The following is a 23691-nucleotide window of genomic DNA, read 5'->3' as shown; positions in this document are numbered from 1 at the left end:
CGTTGCCGATCAGGTTGGTCAGCGCGCGGGCTTCCGACATGAAGCGGTCGATGCCCAGGATCAGCGCAAGGCCCGCCACCGGCACGTGCCCCACGGCCGACAGCGTGGCCGCCAGCACGATGAAGCCGCTGCCCGTGACGCCCGCCGCGCCCTTCGAGGTGAGCAGCAGCACGGCCAGCAGCGTGAGCTGCTGCGTGAGGGTCATGTCGGTGTTGGTGGCCTGCGCGATGAACACGGCCGCCATCGTCAGGTAGATCGAGGTGCCGTCGAGGTTGAACGAGTAGCCCGTGGGCACCACCAGCCCGACCACCGACTTCTTCGCACCCAGGTTCTCCAGCTTGGCCATCATGCGCGGCAGCACCGACTCGCTCGACGACGTGCCCAGCACGATCAGCAGCTCTTCCTTGATGTACTTGATGAACTTCCAGATGCTGAAGCCGTGGAAGCGCGCGATGAGCCCCAGCACCACGAAGATGAAGAACAGGCAGGTGGCGTAGAAGGTGGCCATCAGCTGGCCCAGCTGCAGCAGCGAGCTCACGCCGTACTTGCCGATGGTGAAGGCCATCGCGCCGAAGGCGCCGATGGGCGCCAGCTTCATGATGTAGCCGACGATCACGAAGAGCACGTGCGAGCCCTTCTCGATCACGTCGAACACCAGCGTGCCACGCCCGCCGAAGCGGTGCAGCGCGAAGCCGAACAGCACAGCGATCAGCAGCACCTGCAGGATCTCGCCCTTGGCGAAGGCATCGACCAGCGTGCTCGGGATGATGTTGAGCAGGAAGTCGACCGTGCTGGTCATCTTGCCCGGGCCGGTGTAGGCCGCGATGCCCTTGGTGTCGAGCTGGCTCACGTCGACGTTCATGCCCGCGCCGGGCCGCACGAGGTTGATGATGACGAGGCCCACCACCAGCGCGACGCTGCTCACGATCTCGAAATACAGCAGCGCCAGCCCGCCGGTCTTGCCGACCTTCTTCATGTCCTCCATGCCGGCGATGCCCACCACCACCGTGCAGAAGATGATCGGCGCGATGATCATCTTGATCAGCTTGATGAAGCCGTCGCCCAGCGGCTTCATCGACGCGCCGGTGTCGGGGTAGAAATGCCCTAGCAGCACACCGAGCACGATGGCGGTGATGACCTGGAAGTACAGGGACTTGTAGAAGGGTTTGGGTGCGGTGGGATGTTCCATGGGGGTGCTCATCGGTTTGTCTCCAATTCGTGGCCAGGCTCCGTAGCGGGGCGCACGGCCGGCCTTGTGATTGAGCAATCGACATGCCACCGCCAACAGCGCGTCGACTGCGCGCCAAGTCCTTGATTTGATGGATCTTTTCGCGAACGGGCGAACGGCGCCCCGCCGACGATCCGGATGGCGCAGGCAGGGCCCGTCCGATCTGCCGGATCGACATCTCGGGGAAAACCCTAGGCCCGGGACGGTGTCAGACTCGGTTCCATGAACGACACCGCGCAGCCGCCAGCGGCCACGGACGGCGCCTCGAAGCGCATCGCGCTCACCGTGGCGGCCGCCTTCTTCATGGAGACGCTGGACGCCACCATCATCGTCACCGCGCTGCCGGCCATCGGCGCCGGCTTCGGCATGGGCGCGCTCGACGCGAGCCTGGGCGTCACCGTCTACCTGATCGCGATGGCGGCGCTGGTGCCGGCGGCGGGCTGGTGCGCCGGGCGCTTCGGGGCGCGGCGGGTGTTCGCGCTCGCGGTCGGCGCCTTCACCTCGGCCTCGCTCGCCTGCGGGCTCGCGCCCACCTTCGAGGTGTTCGTCGCGGCGCGCGTGCTGCAGGGCGCCGCGGCGGCCTTCATGTCGCCGGTGGGCCGGCTCGTGGTGCTGCGCGAGACGCCGAAGCACCGGCTGATCGAGGCCATCGGCACCATCACCTGGCCCGGGCTCATCGCGCCGGTGATCGGCCCGCCGCTGGGCGGGCTCATCGCCACGCATGCATCGTGGCGCTGGATCTTCCTGCTGAACGTGCCGCTGGGCCTTGCGGGGCTGTGGCTGATCATGCGGCTGTTTCCGCGCCGCACCGACGCGGCTCCGGCGCGCTTCGATGCGGCCGGCTTCGTGCTCACCGCCGTCGCGCTGGCCGCGCTGGTCGAAGGCCTCACGCGCCTGGGCGGGCCGCAGCCGGGCTCGCCCACCACCCTCGGCCTGCTGGCCCTGGGCGCCGTGGCGGCTGCCGCCGCGGTGCGCCATGCGCGACGGACGGCGGCGCCCCTGCTCGACCTGCGCGCGCTGGCGGTGCCGACCTATGCGCTGGCCACCGCGACGGCCGGCTTCGTTTCGCGTGTCGCGATCAATGCCTCGCCCTTCCTGCTGCCGCTGATGTTCCAGATCGGCTTCGGCATGAACGCGTTCCAGGCCGGCTCCATGCTGCTGGTGTACATGGGCGGCAACCTCGTGATGAAGAGCGCCACCACGGCGGTGCTGCGGCGCTTCGGCTTTCGCAGGGTGCTGACGGTGAACGGCGCGATCTGCGCCGCCACGCTGTTCGGCTGCGGGCTGCTGTCGCCGGGCGACCCGCTGCCGTGGGTGTGCGTGCTGCTCGTCGCGGCGGGCATGGCGCGCTCGATGAACTTCACCGCGGTCAACACGCTGGCCTTTGCCGACGTGCCCGACGAATCGCGCGCCGGCGCGAGCACGCTCGGCACGATGCTGCAGCAGGTGTCGCTCGCGCTCGGCGTGGCGCTGGGCGCGATGGTGCTCGGCGCATCGCAGGCGCTGCGCGGCGCGCCGGCCGTGCAGCTCGCGGACTTCCACCATGCCTGGTACGTGGTCGGCCTGCTGATGGCCATCGCGACGCTGATGACGCTGCGGCTCGATCGCCAGGCCGGCATGGCGGTATCGCACAGGCGATGAACGCTACAGCCGTGGACGCGCCCGATCTTCCATTCACCCGTTCAGGAGAAGTTGTCATGCCATTGCATATCGGTGTGGTCGGTTGCTCGGCCGAAGGCGCCGCGCTCTGCTACCGCACGCTCTGCGTTGAAGGCGCCTCGCACCTTGGCGCGGCCCACGCGCACCCGGAGGTGTCGATGCATACCCACTCGCTCGCCGCGTATGTGGACTGCCTCGACCGCGGCGACCTGGACGGCGTCGCGCAGCTGATGCTGTCCTCGGCGGGCAAGCTGGCGGCGGCCGGTGCGGATTTCCTGGTCTGCCCCGACAACACGATCCACCAGGCGATGCACCTTGTGCTGCCGCGCTCGCCGCTGCCATGGCTGCACATCGCCGAGGTGGTCGCGGCGCAGGCGCTGTCGCGGGGCTTTCGCCGCGTGGGCGTGCTGGGCACGCGCTGGCTGGTCGACAGCGAGGTCTACCCGCAGGCGCTGTCGGCCGCCGGGCTGGACGCCGTGCGGCCGGATGCCGGCGAACGCGCCGAGCTCGGCCGCATCATCATGGACGAGCTGGTGTGCGGCGTGTTCCGGCCGGAATCCACGGCCGCGCTGCAGCGGATGATCGAAAACCTGAAGGCGCGCGGCTGCGATGCCGTGGCGCTGGGCTGCACCGAGCTGCCGCTGGTGCTGAGCGACGGCAACTCCGCGCTGCCGACGCTCGACTCGACGCGCCTGCTGGCACGCGCGGCGCTGCGGCGCGCCACGGCCAGCTGAGGCAGCTGGCGCTGCCGCCTCGGCACGCCGCCGCACGCCGCCGCACGCCGCCGCACGCGCAACGCTACTGCGGCCTCGCCAGCGTTTCCGCAAGCTCCCACAGCGAGCCCATCTGCCCCGAATGAAAGAGCAAGGGCGGCGTGTCGGTGCGCGAGAAGCGATCCACGCGACCGAGGATGATCGTGTGGTCCCCCTCCTGGTGGCGCGAATACGTCGAGCATTCGAATGTCGCGACGCTGCGCGTCAATCGCGCGCATCCGTTGGATGCAAGGGCGAAGGCTTCGCCGAAGCGCTCGAACTTGTCCGCCGCAGGCTTGGCGAAATGCCAGGCCAGGTCGCGCTGCTCGGCAGCCAGGACGCTGAGGTTGAAGGAGCGCGCCGCAAGAAACGCGTCGGCGCTGCGCGTGTCGTCGCGGATGCTCCACAGGATCAGCGGCGGGTCCAGCGACACCGACGAGAAGGAGTTGATCGTCATCCCCTCGCGCTTGCCGTCCGGCGTGGTGGTCGTCACGAGGCACACCCCCGTGGGAAAGGCGCCGAGCGCCTGCCGGAGTTGGCGGGCATCGGCCGTTTCGGCGGCGTCGCCCGTGATCAGAGCCCAGGAATACATGGCCGGCGCCTCGATCAGTACTGGCCCTTCGGCTCGAGGCCGAGCAGGTACTGTCCCACCATGGAGGAGACCGCGTCCCAGTTGAGGCTGATGTGGCGCGAGATGGCATTGGCGTCGCGCCACATCCGCTGGATCGGCTGGTTCAGCGACAGGCCCGCGCCTCCCACGCTGGCGAAAACCGCCTCGACGGCATCGCGCGACAGGCGCGCGGCGAAGGCATGGTCGCGGCGATTGCGGATGCGCTGCTCGACGCTGATGACATGGCCGTCGAGCGCCATCTGCTCCACCTGCGCGGTGTCGCGGTAGAGCAGCAGCCGCGCCGCATCGACGCTTGCCGACGCCTCGGCCAGGCGGGACTGCACAGGGAAGAACTCGCTCAGCCTGCTGCCTGCGCCGGCCACCGCGCCGCGGGTGACGCGCGAGCCGGCCAGCTCGATCAGCTCGTCGACCGCGCCCTGAGCGGTGCCGAGGATGGGCGACACGAGGCAGACCGGCACCGCCGAGAGAAAGGGAATGCGGTAGATCGGATTCGCATTGACGCTGGCGCCGGGAGGGCAGTTCGAGGAGGCCTCGGCGAACGTGAGCTTGCGATGCCCGGGGATGAAGGCGGGCTTGTCGATGACGACCGCCTTCGAGCCCGTGCCCGCCTGGCCGGCGACGTGCCAGTTGTCCTCGATCGACCAGTCCGACCGAGGGGCGAGCAGGAAGCCCGCGGTCGGCGGTGCGCCTTTTTCCTCGGGCGGGAACTGCACGCCCAGCAAGGCCCACTGGGAGTTGTCCACGTTGGACGCGAAGAGCCACTTGCCTTGCACGAGGTAGCCGCCGTCGACCTTCTCGGCCATCGTGGCGGGCGCGTACGAACCGCAGACGATCGCGCCGGGGTCCTTGCGCCACACGTCGTCCTGTGCCTCCTCGGGAAAGGTCGCGACGAGCCACTGGTGGATGGCTCCCAGCGAGCAGCCCCACGCCGACGAGGTGCAGCCCCGCGCCAGTTCGCTCACCACATCGATGAAGGCTGTGAATCCGTACTCGAAGCCGCCATAGCGCGCCGGCTGCATCAGCTTGAAGAAGCCCGCATCGTGGAAGGCACGCGTGGTTTCGTCGGAAACGCGTCGATCCTGCTCGGTGCGCTGCGCCCGGGAACGAAGCAGCGGCACCAATTCGCTTGCGGATGCAACTATCGATTCGATCGGAGGCGCGTCTTTCACCGGCGATTTCCTGCCGGGGGCCGGGAGGTCGACGTGATTGAGTTGGGCAAACGGGTTCGCGGCATCTGTCATGGGGGTCTCCAGGAAGGGTTGGATGGATCTCGGGTTGGAGCCTTGATTGGAGAAGAAAACATTTGCAAATGCAATCAAATAACCCTAGGTATTAACGCTATGAAGGCGCCGACGATTGTTTGTAAGATCGGCCATGGCAAAGAGAAAACCCTCCTCGATTCCTTCCTCCGAGCGGCCCGGTCCGTCGGCGGAATTGGTTCGTGAATTGAATGCATCTACAGATAAATTGCCTCAGCACGACCTGGAGCGTGCTATCCCCTACCTGCTTGCGCGTGCAGGAACAAGGATGGGGCAATCGTTCAGCAGGGAGCTCAAGCAGTTCAACCTCTCGCTGACCGAGTGGCGGGTGTGCGTCGCACTGCACCACGCGGCGCATCAGCGGCTGTCCGACCTGGCGCTGCACACCTCGACGGAGCCCTCCACGCTTTCGCGGGTGGTCGACGGGCTGCTGCAGCGCGGCATCCTGGTGCGCGACCGGTCGGACGAAGACGCCCGCGCGCTCGCCCTGAGCCTGACCGACGCGGGGCGCGACCTCGCGCTGCGGATCATTCCCCTGGCGCAGCTCTACGAGCGGGTGTCGTTGTCGGGGCTGAGCTTCGCGCAGGCCGAATCGCTGAGGGACATGCTTCGCATGGTCTACGACAACCTGGAAGTGCTCGACAACGAGTGATGCCGCGGTGAACATCAACACCATCGACCTGAACCTCTTCCTGGCGTTCCAGGCGATCTACGCCACGCGCAGCGTCACGCTGGCGGGCGAGCGCCTCGGCATGACCCAGTCGGCGATGAGCAATGCCCTGAAGCGCCTGCGCGAGCGCTTCAACGACGCGCTGTTCGTGCGCTCGACCGACGGCATGGTCCCGACGCCGGTCGCCGAGCGGCTCATCACCCCGATCGAGGAAGGCCTCGCCTGCCTGATGCAGGCGGTCGACCAGGGCAGGACCTTCGAGGCGCAAACATCCGGGCGCACGTTTCGAATTGCCGTCAACGACATCGGGCAGCTGGTCATGATGTCGGAGCTGCTCCTGGTCGCGCGCGGCATAGCGCCAGGGGTGCGATTCGAGACCGTTGATGTGCCCATTGCCGAGGCGCGCCAGCGCATGCTCCACGGGCAGATCGACATCGCCCTGGGCAGCTGGGAGCCTATAGGGCCGTCGTTCTACCAGCAGCGGCTGTTCGACGAGACATTCGTCGTGCTCACGTCCAGGGCCTCGCCCCTGGGCGGGCGCGACAGCATTGGTCTCGACGAGTATCTTGCGGCCGAACACATCGCGTACCGCCCCCATGGAACGACCGACTTTCAATTGCAGCAGACACTGGAACGAGCCGGCGCGCTCGATCGGCGGCGCGTGGTGCTGACGGCCGCCCATTCACTGGGCCTGTCTTCGATCGTCGCCTCGTCGGGACTGCTGCTGACGGCACCGGCGCGCCTCGCCCAGGCGATGGTGGCGTCGCGCACTGACCTGCACATCGTCAATGCGCCGTTCGAGGTCGTGCCCTTCGAGATCCGGCAGCAGTGGCACGAGCGATTTCACCAGGACAGCGGCAACCGCTGGCTGCGCGAGCTGATATTCGGCCTGTTCCATGAGCGCTCGCAGCGGCATCAGGGCGCCGGCAAGCAGGCGTAGTCGACCTGATGGCGCTCGGTGCGGATGCTGCCGAGTTCGCGCTTCACGCGAAGGTGCTCGGGATGGGTCGCATAGTCTTCGAGGCTGCGCGCATCGCGAAAGCGCGTGCAGAGCACCACGTTGCAGGCGTAGTCGATGCGGCTCACATCGATTCCGACTTCCAGCTCCAGGAGCCCCGGGATGCGGCCGCGCAGCCCTTCGAATGCATTGCGCACCGCGATGCAGTTCGCGCTTCGTTCCGCGGCCGAGGCTCCGGCGACGCGCCACATGACGATGTGCTTGATTTCCATGCCTTCAATCCCGTGGCGCCTTGTTCAGCACGAAGTCGTGGTCGAGCGTGTAGAAGGGTTCGTCCATGCGCGTTCCGTCCGGCGCGACGCCGGGCTCATGGCGCTTCCAGTCGGCGATGAGCGAGGAGCGCACGCCGAACACGGCATCGGAATCCAGGTACGTGCCGCCCGAGCGGAACACGTGGGTGATGAGCGTCTCGTACCCCGGCGCCTGGATCATGAAGTGCAGGTGGGCAGGACGCCAGGGATGGCGGCCGAGTTGCTCCAGCAGCTGCCCCACGGGGCCGTCGTGGGGGATGGGATACGGCACGGCCAAGATGGACCTGAAATCGAAGCGGCCGTCCTCGCGCGTGCTCAGCTGGCCACGGCCCTGGGCACTGCCCAGTTCGGGGCGCTGGACGTCGTAGAAGCCTTCGTCGTCGGACTGCCAGACGTCGATCCGCGCATCGGCGATGCGCTCGCCCTGGATGCCCCGCACGCTGCCCCGGACGAAGCAGGGCATGCCGTGCGCGCCGTTGGAGATGTCGTCGCCGTTCTGGTACTTCGGTGCGTCGGGGACATAGAAGGGACCGAAGACGGTCGCCTCCGTGCAGCCCGTCGGACGCCGGTTGCACTGCGCGGTAACGAGCGTCGAAAGCCCGAGCACATCCGACAGCAGGATGAACTCCTGGCGCTTGTCATCGGTGATCCTGCCGACGCGCGTGAGGAAGTCGATGCCGCGGGACCATTCGGCTTCGGTGAGCTGCACCTCGCGCGCGAAATCGTGCAGATGGCGCACAAGGCTGTCCATCACCGTCTTCAGGCGCGCGCTGGCTGTTCCGCCCTGCGCCTTCAGCGTTGCGCCGGTGATGGTCCATTCGTCGATGTCGATCATCTGGTCTTCTCGCCGCGCCGGCACCTCAGGATTGCTTCAGCTTGAACAGCGACAGTGCGTTCGTGCGGCCGATCTTCAGCCGGTCGGCTTCGCTGATGCTCGTATCGTCGAACCAGTTCGATGCGTGGTCCACGTTCTCGAAGGGCCAGTCGGTCGAGAACAGGATCCGGTCCGAACCGACTTCCAGCATCGCGTCGATCAGCGTCTGGGTGCGGAAGTTGCCGGACGTCGTGAGATAGAAGTTCTCGTGGAAGTACTCGCAAAGCTTGCGCTTGGCGGGATAGCCTTTGGGTGCCTTGACCCAGGCATTGCGGTGGTCGACCCGCCACATGTTGTACGGGAGCCCTTCGCCGAGATGGCCAAGGATGATCTTCAGGCCGGGATGCCGGTCGAAGAGGCCGCTGGCCATGAGGCGCAGGGCGTGGACGGCGGTTTCCTGTGCAAAGGCCCACGTGGGCCCGAGCAGCCACGGGTGGCCTTCGTAGATCTGGGCCCAGCTCGCAAGCGGGTTGCGCGGATGCAGATAGAACGGCGCATCGAGCCGCTCCGCCGTGGCCCAGAAGGACGCATACTGCGGCGCGTCGTAGTAGACGGCGTTGTCGGCCGTGCCGACCTGCGAGAACCCGTTGACCAGCGCGCCACGGAAACCGAGCACGGTCATGCAGCGCTCGAGCTCCTCGGTCGCCTTGTCGGGGTCCTGCATCGGCAAGGCGGCGAATGCCTGGAAGCGGTCGGGCCGCTTCGCGACCTGCTCCGCCAGGAAATCGTTGGCGCGGACAGAGAGTTCATGGGCCTTGACCGGATCGGGAACCGCCTGCACGGCGGGCGCGTTGAGCGAAAGAATCATCATCTCCATGCCGTTTTCGTCCATCTGGCGCAAGCGCCCTTCATGGATGTCGATGAGACGGCTGCTGAGTTCCTTCCAGTAATCCCCAGGCACGAAGCCGGCCGAGTCCTGCAGCGTCTCGGGAAGCGCAAAGTGTTCCTCGAGGCCGATCTTTCCTTGCATGGCTGTTTCCTTTTTTGCGGGGCACGGTCCGCAGCTGTTGATTCGCGGCAGCGCCAACAGCGGCGCTTGCCTTGCAGGTCAATTTACGAAAGCCTCGCTGCAGCGTCGAACGAAATTCGGTGATGGCGCACATCTGGATTTCGCATGAAGGGCAGCTTGTGGGTAGACCCGCCCCAACATTTCCAGGCTTCATAGAGAACATCCTGAAAATGCGTTGGACCTTCGCGCACCCGCAATCCACCATGCGAACGCCGTCAACGTTCGCCCGCCGACAAGGCGCTGACGCACCCCTTTTTCCATCAACTCGGAGACACGAGTCATGCGTCAGATCGACCTTCACAAGCTGGCCGACGAAACCCGCTTCAACCGCTTCCACGGGCTCGTGCTGTTCTGGTGCGCCCTGATCATCGTGTTCGATGGCTACGACCTCTCCGTGGTCGGCATCGCGCTGCCTTCGATCATGGCGAACATGGGCGTCCAGCCCACCAACGCCGGCTTCATGGTCAGTTCGGCACTCTTCGGCATGATGTTCGGCGCCATCTTTCTCGGCACCATCGCCGACAGGATCGGCCGTCGATGGGCCATCGTCATCTGCGTGGGCCTGTTCAGCGTGTTCACCGCGGCAGCCGGGTTCGCCAGGGACCCCGTCACCTTCGGCGTGGTCCGCTTCCTCGCGGGGCTGGGCATCGGCGGGGTCATGCCGAACGTCGTTGCGCAGATGACCGAATACTCGCCGAAGAAGATGCGCGCGACCCTCGTCACGCTGATGTTCAGCGGCTATGCGGTCGGCGGGATCATCGCCGCGCTGCTCGGCAAGGGCCTGATCGAAACCTACGGCTGGCAGTCGGTGTTCTTCGCGGCGGGCATGCCGCTGGTTCTGATCCCCTTCATCCTGAAGTACATGCCGGAATCGATGCCGTTCCTGCTGGCCCGGGGACGAACCGAAGAGCTGAAGAAGATCGCCTCCAGGCTCGACCCGGGCTACAAGCCGCTGGCAACCGACCGCTTCGTCGTGCCGCCCGCCGACCGGGCTGCCGGCGCACCGATCAGGCATCTCTTCCAGGAGGGCCGCGGCTTCAGCACCGTCATGTTCTGGCTCGCATTCTTCATGTGCCTTTTCATGGTGTTCGCGCTGAGTTCATGGCTGACGAAACTCATGGCCGGTGCGGGCTACAGCCTCGGTTCGGCATTGACGTTCGTGCTGGTGCTCAACGCGGGCGCGATGGTCGGTGCAATCGGCGGCGGCTGGCTCGCGGACCGCTTCCACATCAAGTACGTGCTGGCAGGCATGTATGCGCTGGCCGCGATTTCGCTCACGCTGCTTGGCTACAAGATGCCGACGCCGGTGCTGTTCGTCCTCATCGGCCTGGCCGGTGCGTCGACCATCGGCACGCAGATCGTGGCCAACGCATACACCGGCCAGTTCTATCCGATGGCAGTGCGCGCCACGGGTCTCGGGTGGGCACTGGGAATCGGGCGCAGCGGCGCGATCCTGGCTCCCATCCTGATCGGCGTGCTCGTGGGCATGAACCTGCCGCTGCAGCAGAACTTCATGGCGATCGCGATTCCGGCCGTGATCGGCATGGTTGCGGTTCTTCTGATCAATCACGGCCGGTCTGCGTCTGCGCAGATGGTCGATGCCGGCCGGCCGCGAACCGAGCCGGGGAACGACGGCAAGCAATTGGCCGGCTCGTGAGCGACAAGGCGATCTGCTCCTGCACCTCTTCCGGGCGGCCTGACAAGGCCGCTTTTTTCATCGTACGGTCATTGTCCAAAAACGGGCGCCGCCGGTGCATTACCTGAAAATTCGCGTTCTCGCTCGATTCCGAACGAAACTTCACCAGGAAAGTGTGCAAAATTCCCATCTGTGATCGGCCGCAGCGTCGCCGATCGGATACTCGGCTAATTCAATCTCCGCTCTCTTCCATCCATGCGCGCTGAAAGCGGTCTCCTCGAGGCACGAAGTGGCCTCCCCCAGCCGGCGGCAGGGCCCACGCCAAAAGACATGCTGGGATGCACGGTCGGTCATCTCCAGAAAGACCAGGCACTCTCGGCCAACGGCTTGCGGATCTACCGCAAGACCGTGAACGCCAATGAGCTCCACTACGTGGAAACAGCCGCAAGCGCGCGCGGAGTGCTGCTCGGCATCTCGTTGCGCGACGGCCACCGCAGGCGAATCCTCCATGAGCACCATGCGTCGTGCCATGACTTCGGCAAGGGCTCGATCTATGTCCGTGATTTTTGCGACCGCTACCGCGCGGACATGCAAAGCGGCTTCGACTTCGTGCTGCTCGAGATCTCGCATCCGGCCCTGGAACGCGCCATCGACGAAAAACAGGGGCCTCGCGTCGGCGGCCTCGTCGATGTTGCGGGCGCCAGGGACGACGTGCTCGCCCACCTCGCGAGCGCGCTGACCCCTGCGCTGGAACGCCCTGCCGAGGTCAGCCAGCTGTTCATCGACCAGATCGGCGTCGCGATGACGAGCTACCTGGTCGACAACTACGGCCGCGGAGCCACGGCAACCGGGCCCCGGACGAACCGGCTGCTTTCGCGTTCGCACGAGGCGCGGGTCAAGGAGATGCTGCGCAGCAAGATGAATGGCGGCATCTCGATTGCCGAGATCGCCGACGCCTGCAACCTGTCGCGCAGCTATTTCATCCACGCCTTCCGCGAGACCACCGGACAGACGCCGCACCAATGGCTGATCGCGCAGCGGATCGAACGTGCGCAAGCGCTGCTGATGGACTTCGAACGACCGCTGGTGGAGATTGCGACGGCCTGCGGCTTTGCGGACCAGAGCCACTTCACACGCGTCTTTTCCCAGTACACCGGCAAGCCGCCAGGCGCCTGGCGCAGAGAGATCCGAATCGGCATGTGAAAGGATCCGAATGCGGACGCCGATACGGAATGCGTCCGAATATGCAAAGCCGCGTCCAACCCTGCAAGACGGCGCGCGCCGCCGCGCGCACCATGGGATCCCCATCGAAGGAACCACCATGAAACCCTCCCTGCCGCAGCTCATGAGCCTCAACGGCGGCTTCGTCGACACCGCCGGCTTCCTGGCGCTGCATGGCCTGTTCACCGCGCACGTCACCGGCAACTTCGTCACCATCGGCGCGGCGCTGGTGCATGGCACCTCGGGCACGATCACCAAGCTGCTTGCGCTGCCGGTGTTCTGCATCGTGGTCGTGCTCGCACGGTTGTTGAGCTATGGCCTTCCCGGCTTCGGCCTGCCGGTGCTGCGCACGATGCTGGTGCTCAAGGCCGCGCTGCTGCTGGCGGGCGCCATCCTGGCCATCCGCTTCGGCCCCTTCGCCGATGGCGACAGCGCAAGCGCGATGCTCACGGGCCTGGTGCTGGTGTCGGCCATGGCGATCCAGAACGCGGTGCACCGCATCCACCTGGGCAGCGCACCGCCGACCACGCTGATGACCGGCACGACGACGCAGGTCATGGTCGATCTCGCCGACCTGATGCGCGGCAAGCAGGCGCCCGAAGAAGCGGCCGCCGCCCGCGCGCGCATGCGGCGCATGTCGGCCGCGGTGGTCTGGTTCGCCGCCGGCTGCGCGGCGGCGGCGCTCATCTACCTGCAGTGGAACGTATGGTGCTTTGCCGTGCCGCCGGTGCTGGCAGCCTGCGCCGTGATGCTCCAGCGCAGTACGCACGAAGGCGATCCTGCGCCGGCGTCAGCTGCGCCTCACCTGTAGAGCCAGCGCGCCATCAGGCGCGTGTACCTCGGCATGACGAGGTACACCATCAGCCCGACGATGGTCGCCGCGGCCAACAAGTGCGCCAGCCAGTAGTCGGACAGCACGGGCACCGAGGCCAGCAGACGGTGCAGCACCGCCGGCACCAGCATGGTCAGCGGATAGATCACCGACAGCGTCAACAGGAACTGCTTGTAGCGCTTGGCCGGCGGCTGCCCTGCGGGCGGATGGAACCAGAACTCGAGCCCGCTGCGCGTTTCCACCTTCTCGTCGGCGTCGAGGAACGGCGCCACCTCTTCCACCAGCTGGCGGCGCGCGACGGAGGCGAACCAGTCCTGCGCATGCGTGAGCGAATCGAAGCGGATGGCGATGGTGTACTGCAGGCCGCCGCCGGCCGGGTGGATGATGTTGACGCCGCGGTGCCCGGGAAAGCGCGAGGCGATAGGCACCACCTTCTTCAGCCATTGCTCGTAGGCGGCCACGGACTCGCGCTTCACCGTCTGCTGGATGACGGCGGTGACGGTTTCGGCACCCGGCAGCACGCGCCCGGCAATCTCGTCCAGCGTGGCGGTGCGCAACCCGGGTTGGCGGTCGTCGGCGGTCATGCGCGGTGCCTTTTTCTCAGAGGCCGAGCAGCTTGCGGCCTTCGTCGGCCAGCAGGTCGTGCGTCTCGGGGTGAGACCGCATGTAGGCGTTGAACACGGGGCACTGCGGCACCACGCGCAGCCCGCGCTCACGCGCCGAAGCGAGGCCGGCCAGCACCAGCTGCTTCGCGATGCCCTGGCCTTGCAGGGCTTCGGGCACCAGCGTGTGGATGAAGGTGATGACGTTGCCTTCGAGCGAATAGATTGCGACGGCACGCTCACCCTGAGCCGCGTATTCGAAGCGGTGCTTTGCGGGGTTGTCGCGGACCTGGATAGAAGAAGGAGAAGTGGTCATGAGAAATTCTTGATGTGCCGGGCGCGCATGCAGCACCGTCCCGGCAGGTCGCTACAGGCGCCCTGCCGGGGCGGTGGCAGCATCAGCCCTTGATGAAAGCCAGCAGGTCGGCATTCACCTGGTCGGCGTGCGTGTTGCAGGTGGCATGCGGCGCGCCGGCGTACGCCTTGAACTGGCTGCCCTTGATCATCTCGGCCGCCAGCTTGCCCGTGGCCTCGATGGGCACGACCTGGTCGTCGTCGCCGTGGATCACGAGCGTGGGCACGTCGATCTTCGCCATGTCGGGGCGGAAATCGGTTTCGGAGAAGGCCGTCACGCAGTCGATGGTGGCCTTGATGGAGGCCTGCAGCGCGATCTGCAGCGTCTGCTTGAACACGCCCTGGGACACCTTGGCGCCCGGGCGGTTGGTGCCGTAGAACAGCGTGCTGAAGTCGTCCAGGAACTGCGGCCGATCGGCAGCCAGGCCGGCGCGGATGCTGGCGAACAGCGACGCATCGGGGCCCCCGGGATGGTCGGCCGTCTTCATGAACAGCGGCGTCACGGCGCTGATGAGCGCGAGCTTGGCGACGCGTGAGCTGCCCTTGCGCGCGATGTAGCGCGTGACGTCGCCGCCGCCCATGGAAAAGCCCGCGAGGATCACGTCCTTCAGGTCGAGCTTCTCGATCAGCTCGGCAATGTCGTCGGCGAAGGTGTCGTAGTCGTAGCCGGTCCAGGGCTGGCTCGAACGGCCGAAGCCGCGGCGGTCGAACGCGATCGTGCGGTAGCCGCGCTCCGCGAAGAACAGCATCTGCGCGTCCCACATGTCGGCGCTCAGCGGCCAGCCGTGGCTGAACAGGATGGGCTGGCCCGAGCCCCAGTCCTTGTAGTAGAGCTCGGTGCCGTCGCGCAGGGTGAGTGTGGTCATGGTCTTCCTTTTCGGAATGGTGTGAAGGGGAAAAAAAGATGCAGGAAGGCGGGTGCGCTCAGCCTTGGCGCACGGACTCGAACAGGAACCACGTGCGCTGCTCGGCCTCGTCGATCCAGTTCTCCAGCACGCTGGCCGTGGCCACGTCGCCGTACTCGTCGCACACTGCGTGCGTGCCGCGCATGAAGCCGGCCAGGCGCTGGTTGTCCTCGCGCAGCTCGGCCAGCATGCCGATGGGGGTCACGAAGTCGGCGTCGTTGTCCGACAGGCGCTGCAGCCGCGCGGCGTGGCCGGTGGAGCGCAGCGTGGTGCCGCCCACCTTGCGCACGCGCTCGGCAATGGGGTCGACCGTGGCGAAGATCTGGTCGGCCTGCTCGTCCAGCAGCAGGTGGTAGTCGCGGAACGAGGGGCCCGACATGTGCCAGTGGAAGTTCTTCGTCTTGAAGTACAGCGCGAACACGTCGGCCAGCAGCACATTGAGCGCCGCGGAAATGTCGCGCGTGGCGTCGGCGCCCAGGTCGCTCGGGGTGTGCAGCGACGCGACGCGGCGCGCCTTGGTGCTGCTGGCCAGGGCCTTGGCGGCCTTGGTGGATTTTGAAGTAGCCATGTTTTTCCTTGGTACGCCCGGGTTGTCGGCGAAATTCGTCTGTCGTCAGAGAGAAAGAAAGTGATGCACCGCGGGCTTGTCCGGCCCGATGTGAAAGCGCACGGCCTCGCTCTGCAAGTCGGCGTCGGCGTGCGAAACGCGGTGGTGCTGGCGCAGGTGCTCGGCCCACGATTCGACAAGGAACCACTCCATCACGCGCTCGGTGTCACCGGTGTGCTCGGTGATGCCCAATGCGTACGCCCCATCGCGGCGGCGCTCCAGCGAGAGGCGCTTCATCGCGTCGAGGAAGGCCGGGCGGTCTTCCTTGCGGATGCGGTACTCGACCTGGATCATCACCGGGCCACGGTCGTGCGCAATGGGCTCGGCCACCAGCGGTTCGGGCCAATGGTTGGAAGCCTGCAGGTCCGACTCGCCCGTGGGCAGCCGCGCACGGTGGAACAGCACGGCCACGATCACCAGGCCGATGGCGCCGGCCACCAGCGTGTAGGGCACGCCAATTTCCTGTGCAACCAGGCCCCAGCCGAGGCTGCCGGCCGCCATGGCGCCGTTGAACACGGTGAGGTACACCGCCAGCCCGCGGCCGCGCACCCAGTTCGGCAGGATGGCCTGCGCCACGCCGTTGAGCGTGGTCAGCGCAATGATCCAGCCCAGGCCCAGCAGCAACAGCAGCACGATGGCCAGCCACTTCGGCGGTGCGAACACGAGCGCACCCATCACGGCGGCGGTAATCACCGAGGCCAGCAGCACGAGGCCATCGGCATCGAGCCGCTGGCGCAGCCGCGGCATGACCAGCGCACCGGCAATGGCGCCCGCGCCAACGGCGCCCAGCAGCACGCCGTAGAAGCCGGCGGTGCCGCCCAGCGTCTGGCGTGCCACCAGCGGCAGCAATGCCCACACCGAACTTGCGAACAGGAAGAACACGGCCGCGCGCAACAGCACGCGGTGCAGTTCCTTGCTGGCGCGCGTGTAGCGCAGGCCGGCACGGAAGGCGCCGAGGAAGTTCTCCGACAGGCCGCTGTCGACCGCGGCCGGGCGCTTCCACCAGATCAGCGCGGCAATGACGAACACGTAGCTCAGCACGTCGGCGCCGTAGGTCAGGGCCGCACCGAAGCTCGCGAGGATCAGGCCGCCCGCCGCAGGGCCGATGGAACGCGCGATGTTGATGCCCAGCGAGTTCAGCGCCACCGCGCTCTTCAGGTCGGATCTGGGCACCAGCTCCGGCACGATCGACTGCCAGGTCGGCCCCATCAGCGCCGCGCCGATGCCGCCGACGAAGGTCAGCGCAATCAGGTACTCGACGGTGAGCGCGCCTGTGTGCGACAGCACCAGCAACGTACTGCTCACGCTGGCCAGCACCAGCTGCACGAAGATCAGGAAGCGCCGGCGATCGAGGATGTCCGACAGCACGCCCGCCGGAATGGCCAGCAGGAAGATCGGCAGCGTGGCCGCCGTCTGGATCAGCGCCACGGCCGTCGGGCTGGCCGACAGGTCGGTCACCAGCCATGAACTCGCCACGTCGCGCATGAAGCTGCCAATGTTGCCGAGCACAGTGGCGGTCCACAGCACGGCGAAGACGGGCTGGCGCAGCGGCGCGAAGCTGCCACCGCCGCCACCGGCTGGCTGCGCGGCTTTGGCGGCCTCAATCATTCTTGCGTCCCTGCAAGTCGTGCCAGGCCACCAGCAGGAAGCCGCCAACCAGTCCAAGGTGCTCGAAGAACGAGTTGGCGGCCATGAAGCGTTCCTGGCCCACCGGCATCTGCCAGAAGCGCAGCGCCACGAAGGTGGCGAACAGTGTGAACGCAGCCAGCGCCACGGCACCCAGCCAACGATAGAAGCCCGTGAGGATGAGCACCGAGGCGCCCAGCTCCAGCACGATGACGGCGGCCGCCATCGGTGCCGCGGGTGACACGCCGAAGTGGTTCATCTCGGCGATGGCCGAGCCGAAGTCCATCGCCTTGTTGAAACCACCCTGCAGGTAGGCCGCGCACAGCAGCAGCAGCGCGATCCAGCGCAGCACGGGTGAAGGTTGCCAGCGCATCGTCATCATCACACCGCCCAGCAGGCGCAGCCCAGCGCGCCCCAGAAACTCTTCAGATCGGCAATGGGCAGCTTGCTGCTCCAGGCCGTGGCGTGCTGGTGGCCGTGCACGTTGCAGTCGTTGGCGCAGGCGCAATCCGCCGCCATGCGACGGATCGTCTGCTGCAAGGGGCGCCCTTCCTTGTCGCCCCAGCCCGCGTAGCCGCCGAAGGTGCGCGCGGGCGACCAGTCGGGCATGGCCGGTGGCGGCGTGCCTTCGTCCAGCGGTGCGAACGGACCGGCGCCGTAGACCACCTTGCCGCCCACCATGGTGAGCAGCGCGGTGGTGCCGGCGATGTCCGATTCGGCGCAGGCGAAGAAGTCGCGGTCGGGCACCATCAGGTCGGCCAGCTGGCCGGCCTCGATGCGGCCCTTCTTGCCGACCTCGTTGGAGAACCAGGTGACCTTCTCGGTCCACATGCGCAGCGCCGTCTCGCGGTCGATGCAGTTGCGCTGCGGCGTGAGCTGCATGCCGCCCACGGTCTTGCCGGTGACGAGCCACGACAGCGACACCCACGGGTTGTACGACGCGACGCGCGTGGCGTCGGTGCCGGCGGACACGTTCACGCCCTTCTCGAGCATGCGCTTCACGGGCGGCGTGGCCTCGGCCGCGCCGGCACCGTAGCGCTCGACGAAGTACTCGCCCTGGTAGGCCATGCGGTGCTGCACGGCAATGCCGCCGCCGAGCGCCGCGATGCGGTCGATCGACTTCTCGGAGATGGTTTCGCAGTGATCGAAGAACCAGTTCAGGCCGGCCAGCGGCGTGTCGCGGTTGACCTTCTCGAACACATCGAGCGCGCGGTCGATGGTTTCGTCGTAAGTGGCGTGCAGGCGCCAGGGCCAGCGGTTCTGCGCGAGCACGCGCACCACTTCTTCCAGCTCGCCTTCCATCTCAGGCGCCATGTCGGGGCGCGGCTGGCGGAAGTCCTCGAAGTCGGCGGCCGAGAACACCAGCATTTCGCCCGCGCCGTTGTGGCGGAAGTAGTCGTCGCCCTGCTTGTATTTGGAGGTGGCGGTCCAGTTCAGGAAGTCCTGCTTTTCCTGCTTGGGCTTTTGTGTGAACAGGTTGTAGGCCAGGCGGATGGTGAGCTGGCCGGCATCGGCCAGCTGCTGGATCACCTGGTAGTCCTCGGGGTAGTTCTGGAAGCCGCCGCCCGCGTCGATGGCGCCGGTCACGCCCAGGCGGTTGAGCTCGCGCATGAAGTGGCGCGTGGAGTTCACCTGGTAGTCGAACGGCAGCTTCGGGCCCTTGGCCAGCGTGGCATACAGGATGGACGCGTTGGGCTTGGCCAGCAGCAGGCCGGTCGGGTTGCCGGCGCTGTCGCGCACGATCTCGCCGCCGGGCGGTGCGGGTGTGTCCTTGGTGTAGCCCACGGCGCGCATGGCGGCGCCGTTGAGCAGCGCGCGGTCGTACAGGTGCAGGATGAACACCGGCGTGTCGGGCGCCACGGCGTTCAGTTCCTCGATGGTCGGCAGGCGCTTCTCGGCGAACTGGTGCTCGGTGAAGCCGCCCACCACGCGCACCCACTGGGGCGCCGGCGTGATGGCGACCTGGCGCTTGAGCATGCCCATGGCATCGGCCAGGCTGCGCACGCCGTCCCAGCGCAGTTCGAGGTTGTAGTTGAGCCCGCCACGAATGATGTGCAGGTGGTTGTCGATCAACCCCGGCAGCACGCGCTTGCCCTGCAGGTCGACCACGCGGGTGCCGGTGCCGGCCAGCGGCAGCACGTCTTCGCTGCGACCGACCCGCAGGAAGCGGCCGTCCTTGATGGCCACGGCGCTGGCCTCGGGGTTGGCGCGGTCCAGCGTGGTGAAGCGGCCGTTATGCAGGATCAGATCGGGGGCGGAGGAACTGGCCATGTCAGACTTCCTTTGGGCATGAGAGGGGGTCATTGCCGAGCCGGCAATGGCGGCACCGAGTGTGCCCAGGCATAGGCGGCGGCGTTGTTCGTCGAACAGATCGCTCATGACTCTTTGTGTGTGGTCGATACGGCGGCGGCGGCGGCTGCGGCAGCGGGCTCGGCCTTCGCGCGCTGCGGCAACTCGCCGAACACATGCGGCGCGACCTGGTGCTGCAGCCACGAGGTGGCCACGGTATCGGGCTTGATCACGCTCTTGATGAGCGGCGGGATCTGCTCGCCGAGCAGGATCCCGAGAAGCCCCACCAGGGCGATGACCGGCGGGGCCGGCGAGCGCACCTGGAACAGTGCGTAGATCACGCCGACCAGCAGGCCGAGCGCAAGCGACAGGACATAGGGCTTCATCTTCGTGCTCACCGCGGGATTCAGCCTTCGTGCGCGCCGAACATGGTCTTGGCGTAGGTCACGCCCAGGCCGTAGGCGCCGCCGAACTTCTTGGCGATGCCGGTGGTCAGCTCGTAGGTGTCGGTGCGAGCCCAGTCGCGTTGCAGCTCGAGCAGGTATTGCAGCGAGGTCATGGGCTGTGCGCCGGCCTGCACCATGCGGTCCATCGCGCGGTTGTGCGCCTCGGCGGACACGTCGCCGCAGGCGTCGGCGATCACGTACACCTCGAAGCCCTGGTCCAGCGCCGACAGCGCCGGGCCGACGATGCACACGCCGGTCCACAGGCCGGACAGCACGATGCGCTTCTTGCCGATCTCGTTGATGCGGTCGATCACGGCGGCATCTTCCCAGGTGTTCATCGAGGTACGGTCGAGCATCTTCTGGCCCGGGAAGGCGTCGGTGATCTCGCTGAACATCGGGCCCGAAAAACTCTTCTCGGCCACCGTCGTGAGGATGGTCGACACACCGAAGCCTGCGGCCGCGTTGGCCACCAGCGCAGCGTTGTTGCGCAAATTGACCGCGTCGATCGAGTGCGTGGCGAAGGCCATCTGCGACTGGAAGTCGATCATGACGAGCGTGTGGTCCTTGGGGGTGAGCAGCTTGGCGCCGGCGGTGGGGGTGGCTTTGATGGACATGAAATAACTCCGTGAATGGGATGGGATGAGAGATCGGCGAGAGAAAAAACTGGGGTTAACCCGTGGAGCAATCCTCGTTGGGAGCGAGGGTGCGTGTCTTGTCGATTAATGAGGCGGTTTGGACATTTGCCGTCGCGTGGCTCAGAACGCAGGCAGCTCGTTGGGGCGAAGGTCGAACACCAGCACTTCGGCGCCCTCACCCTGGGTCAGGTCGAGCTGGCGCACGTCGCGCAGCCGCACACCGTCGCCCTCGTTCAGGCGCTGGCCGTTGAGCGCCACGCTGCCGCGAGCCACATGGGCATAGGCGTAGCGGTCGGCATCAAGCGTGAGCGAGGCCTGCTCGGCGCCGTCGAACAGCCCGGCGTAGACGCGGGCGTCCTGGTGCACCGCGAGCGAGCCGTCGGTGCCTTCGGGAGAAATGATCAGGCGCAGGCGGCCACGCTTTTCTTCCGGCGCGAAGTGCACCTGCTGGTAGCGCGGCGGCACGCCCTTCTTGGCCGGCACGATCCAGATCTGCAGGAAGTGCAGCGCCTCGGTGGACGACGAATTGAACTCGCTGTGGCGCACGCCGGTGCCGGCGCTCATCATCTGCACATCGCCGGGGCGGATGACCGAGCCGGTGCCCATCGAGTCCTTGTGCTCGAGCGCGCCGTCGAGCACGTACGAGAAGATCTCCATGTCGCGGTGCGGATGGGTGCCGAAGCCGCGGCCGGGGGTCACGCGGTCGTCGTTGATCACCAGCAGGTCGGAGAAGCCTTCCTGCTTCGGGTCGTGGTAATGGCCGAACGAGAAGGTGTGGCGGGACTTCAGCCATCCGAAGTCTGCGATTCCGCGGTCGGCGGCACTGCGAATTTCCAACATGGTTCATTCCTTTGCGGTTCTTGAATTCGATTGAATTCATAATTGGCATCGGAGGAGTTTCCGAGGCATGGGATGAATCATCGACCTTCAAGAAGGTGTTGTTGACGAACGTTTTTGCCATCTATCATCGAATTTTTCGATCATTGTTCCGGGCGCCATTTTTTTGAAGGAAACGCCGCATGCTCAAGCTCAGCCTGGAAGCCATCGAGGTGGTCGATGCGATCGACCGCCACGGCTCCTTCGCCGCCGCCGCCACGCGCCTGAACAAGGTGCCTTCCACCATCTCGTACGCCGTGGGCAAGCTGGAGGAGCAACTGGGCATGCAGCTGTTCGAGCGCAACGGGCCGCGCATCGCGCTCACGGACGCGGGCCGCGAGATGCTCAAGGAGGGGCGCTGGCTGCTCGGCGCGGCGAGCGACCTCGAATCGCGCATGCGCCAGATCGCCACCGGCTTCGAGTCGGAGCTGCGGCTCGTGCACGACTCGCTCATTCCCACGCAGTCGCTCATCGACGACGTCCGCGCCTTCGAAGAGCTGCGCTGCGGCACGCGGCTGCGCATCGGCTGCGAGGCGCTCACCGGCAGCTGGGAGGCGCTGCGCGAGGGCCGCGCCGACGTGGTCATTGCCGCTGGCGAAGGTCCGGCGGGCGGTGGCTACCAGGCCGTGATGGTGGGCAGTCTCGATTTCGCCTTCTGCGTCGCCCCTACGCATGCGCTGGCGCGTGTGATGCGCCCGGTGCGGCGAGGCGACCTGCTGGAGCACAACGCCATCGTGGTGAGCGACAGCGCGCGTACCTTGTCGGACCGCACCGTGGGCCTGCTGGCGGGCCAGCCGCGCATCGCGGTGCCGTCGATGACCGCGAAGGTCGCGTGCCAGGTGGCCGGGCTCGGCCACGGCTTCCTGCCGCGCGCCTGCGTCGAGGGCGAGCTGGCGCGCGGCACGCTGATTGAATTGCAGACCGAGGAGCCGCGCGCGCCGGAGGCGTTCTGGCTGGGGTGGAAGACGGGTGCCACGGGGCAGGCGCTGCAGTGGTGGGTGAAGCAGCTGAATCGGCCGTTGGTGCCGGCCTTGTTGCCACGCTCGGCGTGATGCCCTGAGCCGCAGCCGGAAGCGGCGCGCGGATCAGCCGGCGTTCAGGCGACGCCAGCGCGCCGGCGGAGTCCCGATGTGCGCGGAGAACACACGCGTCAGATGGCTCTGATCGGCAAAGCCGCAGGTCGCGGCGATCTCCGCGATTGGAAGATCGGGCTGGCGCAGCAGGCGGCGCGCGGCATCGACGCGCTGCGCCACCAGCCACGCGTGCGGGGCCTGGCCGAAAGTCTGCTTGAAGGCCTTGCTGAAATGGCTGCGCGACAGCCCGCACTCGCGCGCCACCTCGGCGAGTGACACATCACTGGCCAGGTGCGCCATCAGGAAGGCCTTGGCACGGCGCTCCTGCCAGGGCGCCAGGCCTCGTGAGGCTGCATTGGCCACGCCCGCCGCGCCACCGTAGGCATGCAGCACATGGGCCTTCAATGCCAGCGCGAGGTGATCGACGAACAAGGTGCTCGCCTCTCCGGGCTGCATCAATGCCGGCAGCATCGCGCGGCCGAGGCTCGCCACCACGGTGTCGACCGTGCCCGCGTCGCAACGCAGTGCACGCACGCGGGGTACGTCCATTTCCTCTGCGAAGGAGTCGATGGTTTCGCGCGGCACGTGGAACAGCATCGAATGGAACGGACTGCACACATAGGCAGAGTTGCATTCCGACAGGTCTGTGATGTGAAAAGTGCCTTCCCGCTGCGGGCCAAGCCGCAGCATGGTGCCGCCGCTGTGAATCCGCCGGGAGCCGCCCGACGAGATTTCCACGCTGAGCAGGAAAGCGTCTTCGGCCGGCAAGGGCGGCAGGACGAAAAGATGCGGGAGATCGTAGTGAAGGCGCGCAATGCCGAGCTCCGACCCCCAGCGCGACGTAGCGACGAGCGACGGGACGGCATCGACGCCGTACTGCTTCGCCAGGTGTTGGCCGAATCGGTTGTTGGGGCAGTGTGCGGTCGGCATGTAAGCGAAGTGCTGTGGCGCTGTCCGGGCACATCTTAGTTCGGCAGGCACACCCCGCTCCGGGTCACCGACTGGGTCTGCGCCCCGGCGACAGACAACACGGCAGGGTAGTGCACGTCGGAGCGCTGCTGGATGCGCGGCCACACGTTCACCAGCACGCTGAAGTTCAGCGTCTTCTCGTTGTCGTAGCGAAGCAAGTAGGGACGTTTGCTCAAGAGCGCGAAGACTGACGCGCCGAAGAACGGCCGTCTAGGGAACGTCTGATCAAGTCGTAAATTGATTTGATGACGAGGACGCGTGTTGAGTTG

The 23691-nt window shown here is 66.7% G+C and carries 26 protein-coding genes; 8 read left to right on the top strand and 18 right to left on the bottom strand.

Annotated elements, in window-relative coordinates; translation table 11 throughout:
- Positions 1–1189 (bottom strand): dicarboxylate/amino acid:cation symporter (locus PMI12_RS08665; protein ID WP_193386542.1); only part of this gene is annotated, 1189 nt, incomplete at its 3' end.
- 261 nt (positions 1190–1450) lie between these two features.
- On the opposite strand from PMI12_RS08665, the gene PMI12_RS08660 reads away from it, so the two are divergent.
- Positions 1451–2869, top strand: coding sequence for an MFS transporter (locus tag PMI12_RS08660; RefSeq protein WP_007831131.1), 1419 nt, complete (start codon positions 1451–1453; stop codon positions 2867–2869).
- 56 nt (positions 2870–2925) lie between these two features.
- Entirely contained in the window at positions 2926–3621 is a 696-nt protein-coding gene (locus PMI12_RS08655; protein WP_007831130.1) for an aspartate/glutamate racemase family protein, read from the top strand.
- Positions 3622–3685: 64 nt separating this feature from the next.
- Here PMI12_RS08655 and PMI12_RS08650 read toward each other — a convergent pair whose 3' ends face one another.
- Both PMI12_RS08650 and PMI12_RS08645 read right to left on the bottom strand, forming a co-directional pair.
- Positions 3686–4231, bottom strand: a complete 546-nt coding sequence (locus tag PMI12_RS08650; RefSeq protein WP_007831128.1) for a flavin reductase family protein — start codon at positions 4229–4231, stop codon at positions 3686–3688.
- A gap of 14 nt (positions 4232–4245) precedes the next feature.
- Positions 4246–5511, bottom strand: a complete 1266-nt coding sequence (locus PMI12_RS08645) for an acyl-CoA dehydrogenase family protein (RefSeq protein WP_007831126.1) — start codon at positions 5509–5511, stop codon at positions 4246–4248.
- Positions 5512–5797: 286 nt separating this feature from the next.
- Here PMI12_RS08645 and PMI12_RS08640 point away from each other — a divergent pair, with 286 nt between their 5' ends.
- Complete coding sequence (locus PMI12_RS08640) at positions 5798–6181, top strand: MarR family winged helix-turn-helix transcriptional regulator (RefSeq protein WP_007831124.1); 384 nt, start codon at positions 5798–5800, stop codon at positions 6179–6181.
- A 7-nt stretch (positions 6182–6188) separates the two neighbouring features.
- Entirely contained in the window at positions 6189–7139 is a 951-nt protein-coding gene (locus PMI12_RS08635) for a LysR family transcriptional regulator (protein WP_007831123.1), read from the top strand.
- On the opposite strand, the gene PMI12_RS08630 is transcribed toward PMI12_RS08635, so the two are convergent.
- From PMI12_RS08630 to PMI12_RS08620, 3 genes are read right to left on the bottom strand one after another with little or no spacing between them, the layout of a single operon-like run.
- On the bottom strand, positions 7115–7429 hold the full coding sequence (locus tag PMI12_RS08630) for a Dabb family protein (RefSeq protein ID WP_007831122.1): 315 nt from the start codon (positions 7427–7429) through the stop codon (positions 7115–7117). The genes PMI12_RS08635 and PMI12_RS08630 overlap by 25 nt on opposite strands.
- Positions 7430–7433: 4 nt before the next feature.
- Positions 7434–8303 (bottom strand): intradiol ring-cleavage dioxygenase, encoded by an 870-nt coding sequence (locus PMI12_RS08625; RefSeq protein WP_007831120.1) that lies wholly within the window; start codon positions 8301–8303, stop codon positions 7434–7436.
- A 25-nt stretch (positions 8304–8328) separates the two neighbouring features.
- Positions 8329–9312: an amidohydrolase family protein gene (locus PMI12_RS08620; RefSeq protein ID WP_007831119.1), complete on the bottom strand. Its 984-nt coding sequence runs from the start codon at positions 9310–9312 to the stop codon at positions 8329–8331.
- Between the two features lie 319 nt (positions 9313–9631).
- Between PMI12_RS08620 and PMI12_RS08615 the strand changes: the two genes are divergently transcribed.
- The 3 genes from PMI12_RS08615 to PMI12_RS08605 all read left to right on the top strand — a co-directional run bounded on the left by PMI12_RS08615 (position 9632) and on the right by PMI12_RS08605 (position 13019).
- A complete protein-coding gene (locus PMI12_RS08615) occupies positions 9632–11008 on the top strand; it encodes an MFS transporter (RefSeq protein ID WP_007831118.1) in 1377 nt (458 codons plus the stop codon).
- Positions 11009–11242: 234 nt separating this feature from the next.
- Positions 11243–12190 carry a helix-turn-helix domain-containing protein gene (locus PMI12_RS29370; protein ID WP_007831117.1) on the top strand — a complete coding sequence of 316 codons (948 nt, stop codon included), beginning with the start codon at positions 11243–11245 and terminating at the stop codon, positions 12188–12190.
- Positions 12191–12308: 118 nt separating this feature from the next.
- Complete coding sequence (locus PMI12_RS08605; RefSeq protein ID WP_007831116.1) at positions 12309–13019, top strand: DUF1275 family protein; 711 nt, start codon at positions 12309–12311, stop codon at positions 13017–13019.
- On the opposite strand, the gene PMI12_RS08600 is transcribed toward PMI12_RS08605, so the two are convergent.
- The 10 genes from PMI12_RS08600 to PMI12_RS08555 all read right to left on the bottom strand — a co-directional run bounded on the left by PMI12_RS08600 (position 13010) and on the right by PMI12_RS08555 (position 21344).
- A complete protein-coding gene (locus PMI12_RS08600) occupies positions 13010–13624 on the bottom strand; it encodes an antibiotic biosynthesis monooxygenase (RefSeq protein WP_007831115.1) in 615 nt (204 codons plus the stop codon). The genes PMI12_RS08605 and PMI12_RS08600 overlap by 10 nt on opposite strands.
- Before the next feature lie 16 nt (positions 13625–13640).
- Positions 13641–13958 carry a GNAT family N-acetyltransferase gene (locus PMI12_RS08595; RefSeq protein ID WP_007831113.1) on the bottom strand — a complete coding sequence of 106 codons (318 nt, stop codon included), beginning with the start codon at positions 13956–13958 and terminating at the stop codon, positions 13641–13643.
- Between the two features lie 82 nt (positions 13959–14040).
- Positions 14041–14862, bottom strand: coding sequence for an alpha/beta fold hydrolase (locus PMI12_RS08590; protein WP_007831111.1), 822 nt, complete (start codon positions 14860–14862; stop codon positions 14041–14043).
- Positions 14863–14920: 58 nt separating this feature from the next.
- The gene (locus PMI12_RS08585; protein ID WP_007831109.1) at positions 14921–15469 is read right to left on the bottom strand and encodes a Dps family protein; all 549 of its coding nucleotides are present in this window, start codon (positions 15467–15469) and stop codon (positions 14921–14923) included.
- Between the two features lie 45 nt (positions 15470–15514).
- Entirely contained in the window at positions 15515–17116 is a 1602-nt protein-coding gene (locus PMI12_RS08580) for an MFS transporter (RefSeq protein WP_007831107.1), read from the bottom strand.
- Positions 17109–17516 (bottom strand): DoxX family protein, encoded by a 408-nt coding sequence (locus PMI12_RS08575; RefSeq protein ID WP_007831106.1) that lies wholly within the window; start codon positions 17514–17516, stop codon positions 17109–17111. Before PMI12_RS08575 ends, PMI12_RS08580 begins: the two co-directional genes overlap by 8 nt.
- Positions 17516–19405 carry an amidohydrolase gene (locus tag PMI12_RS08570; RefSeq protein WP_007831105.1) on the bottom strand — a complete coding sequence of 630 codons (1890 nt, stop codon included), beginning with the start codon at positions 19403–19405 and terminating at the stop codon, positions 17516–17518. The genes PMI12_RS08575 and PMI12_RS08570 overlap by 1 nt, the downstream gene beginning before the upstream one ends.
- Positions 19406–19509: 104 nt before the next feature.
- A complete protein-coding gene (locus PMI12_RS08565) occupies positions 19510–19809 on the bottom strand; it encodes a DUF1427 family protein (protein ID WP_007831104.1) in 300 nt (99 codons plus the stop codon).
- A 20-nt stretch (positions 19810–19829) separates the two neighbouring features.
- On the bottom strand, positions 19830–20483 hold the full coding sequence (locus PMI12_RS08560) for a hydrolase (RefSeq protein WP_007831100.1): 654 nt from the start codon (positions 20481–20483) through the stop codon (positions 19830–19832).
- A 141-nt stretch (positions 20484–20624) separates the two neighbouring features.
- A complete protein-coding gene (locus tag PMI12_RS08555) occupies positions 20625–21344 on the bottom strand; it encodes a pirin family protein (RefSeq protein WP_007831092.1) in 720 nt (239 codons plus the stop codon).
- 179 nt (positions 21345–21523) lie between these two features.
- On the opposite strand from PMI12_RS08555, the gene PMI12_RS08550 reads away from it, so the two are divergent.
- The gene (locus PMI12_RS08550; protein ID WP_007831090.1) at positions 21524–22432 is read left to right on the top strand and encodes a LysR family transcriptional regulator; all 909 of its coding nucleotides are present in this window, start codon (positions 21524–21526) and stop codon (positions 22430–22432) included.
- A gap of 33 nt (positions 22433–22465) precedes the next feature.
- Here PMI12_RS08550 and PMI12_RS08545 read toward each other — a convergent pair whose 3' ends face one another.
- Entirely contained in the window at positions 22466–23383 is a 918-nt protein-coding gene (locus tag PMI12_RS08545; RefSeq protein WP_007831083.1) for an AraC family transcriptional regulator, read from the bottom strand.
- Between the two features lie 35 nt (positions 23384–23418).
- Positions 23419–23598, bottom strand: a complete 180-nt coding sequence (locus PMI12_RS28675) for a hypothetical protein (RefSeq protein WP_157632163.1) — start codon at positions 23596–23598, stop codon at positions 23419–23421.
- Between the last annotated feature and the right edge of the window lie 93 nt (positions 23599–23691).

This window comes from Variovorax sp. CF313 (genome assembly GCF_000282635.1).
GTDB lineage: Bacteria > Pseudomonadota > Gammaproteobacteria > Burkholderiales > Burkholderiaceae_C > Variovorax.
The sequence above is the reverse complement of the archived record's forward strand: the minus strand, read 5'-3'. Positions and strand labels throughout refer to the sequence as shown.

Coding starts and splice junctions, on each gene's coding strand:
- PMI12_RS08595 (WP_007831113.1), bottom strand. CDS start 13,958: ATGACCACTTCTCCTTCTTCTATCCAGGTCCGCGACAACCCCGCAAAG.
- PMI12_RS08570 (WP_007831105.1), bottom strand. CDS start 19,405: ATGGCCAGTTCCTCCGCCCCCGATCTGATCCTGCATAACGGCCGCTTC.
- PMI12_RS08620 (WP_007831119.1), bottom strand. CDS start 9,312: ATGCAAGGAAAGATCGGCCTCGAGGAACACTTTGCGCTTCCCGAGACG.
- PMI12_RS08555 (WP_007831092.1), bottom strand. CDS start 21,344: ATGTTGGAAATTCGCAGTGCCGCCGACCGCGGAATCGCAGACTTCGGA.
- PMI12_RS08630 (WP_007831122.1), bottom strand. CDS start 7,429: ATGGAAATCAAGCACATCGTCATGTGGCGCGTCGCCGGAGCCTCGGCC.
- PMI12_RS08645 (WP_007831126.1), bottom strand. CDS start 5,511: ATGACAGATGCCGCGAACCCGTTTGCCCAACTCAATCACGTCGACCTC.
- PMI12_RS08605 (WP_007831116.1), top strand. CDS start 12,309: ATGAAACCCTCCCTGCCGCAGCTCATGAGCCTCAACGGCGGCTTCGTC.
- PMI12_RS08600 (WP_007831115.1), bottom strand. CDS start 13,624: ATGACCGCCGACGACCGCCAACCCGGGTTGCGCACCGCCACGCTGGAC.
- PMI12_RS29370 (WP_007831117.1), top strand. CDS start 11,243: ATGCGCGCTGAAAGCGGTCTCCTCGAGGCACGAAGTGGCCTCCCCCAG.
- PMI12_RS08585 (WP_007831109.1), bottom strand. CDS start 15,469: ATGGCTACTTCAAAATCCACCAAGGCCGCCAAGGCCCTGGCCAGCAGC.
- PMI12_RS08650 (WP_007831128.1), bottom strand. CDS start 4,231: ATGTATTCCTGGGCTCTGATCACGGGCGACGCCGCCGAAACGGCCGAT.
- PMI12_RS08660 (WP_007831131.1), top strand. CDS start 1,451: ATGAACGACACCGCGCAGCCGCCAGCGGCCACGGACGGCGCCTCGAAG.
- PMI12_RS08560 (WP_007831100.1), bottom strand. CDS start 20,483: ATGTCCATCAAAGCCACCCCCACCGCCGGCGCCAAGCTGCTCACCCCC.
- PMI12_RS08625 (WP_007831120.1), bottom strand. CDS start 8,303: ATGATCGACATCGACGAATGGACCATCACCGGCGCAACGCTGAAGGCG.
- PMI12_RS08580 (WP_007831107.1), bottom strand. CDS start 17,116: ATGATTGAGGCCGCCAAAGCCGCGCAGCCAGCCGGTGGCGGCGGTGGC.
- PMI12_RS08655 (WP_007831130.1), top strand. CDS start 2,926: ATGCCATTGCATATCGGTGTGGTCGGTTGCTCGGCCGAAGGCGCCGCG.
- PMI12_RS08640 (WP_007831124.1), top strand. CDS start 5,798: ATGGGGCAATCGTTCAGCAGGGAGCTCAAGCAGTTCAACCTCTCGCTG.
- PMI12_RS08565 (WP_007831104.1), bottom strand. CDS start 19,809: ATGAAGCCCTATGTCCTGTCGCTTGCGCTCGGCCTGCTGGTCGGCGTG.
- PMI12_RS08575 (WP_007831106.1), bottom strand. CDS start 17,516: ATGATGACGATGCGCTGGCAACCTTCACCCGTGCTGCGCTGGATCGCG.
- PMI12_RS08545 (WP_007831083.1), bottom strand. CDS start 23,383: ATGCCGACCGCACACTGCCCCAACAACCGATTCGGCCAACACCTGGCG.
- PMI12_RS08550 (WP_007831090.1), top strand. CDS start 21,524: ATGCTCAAGCTCAGCCTGGAAGCCATCGAGGTGGTCGATGCGATCGAC.
- PMI12_RS08590 (WP_007831111.1), bottom strand. CDS start 14,862: ATGACCACACTCACCCTGCGCGACGGCACCGAGCTCTACTACAAGGAC.
- PMI12_RS08615 (WP_007831118.1), top strand. CDS start 9,632: ATGCGTCAGATCGACCTTCACAAGCTGGCCGACGAAACCCGCTTCAAC.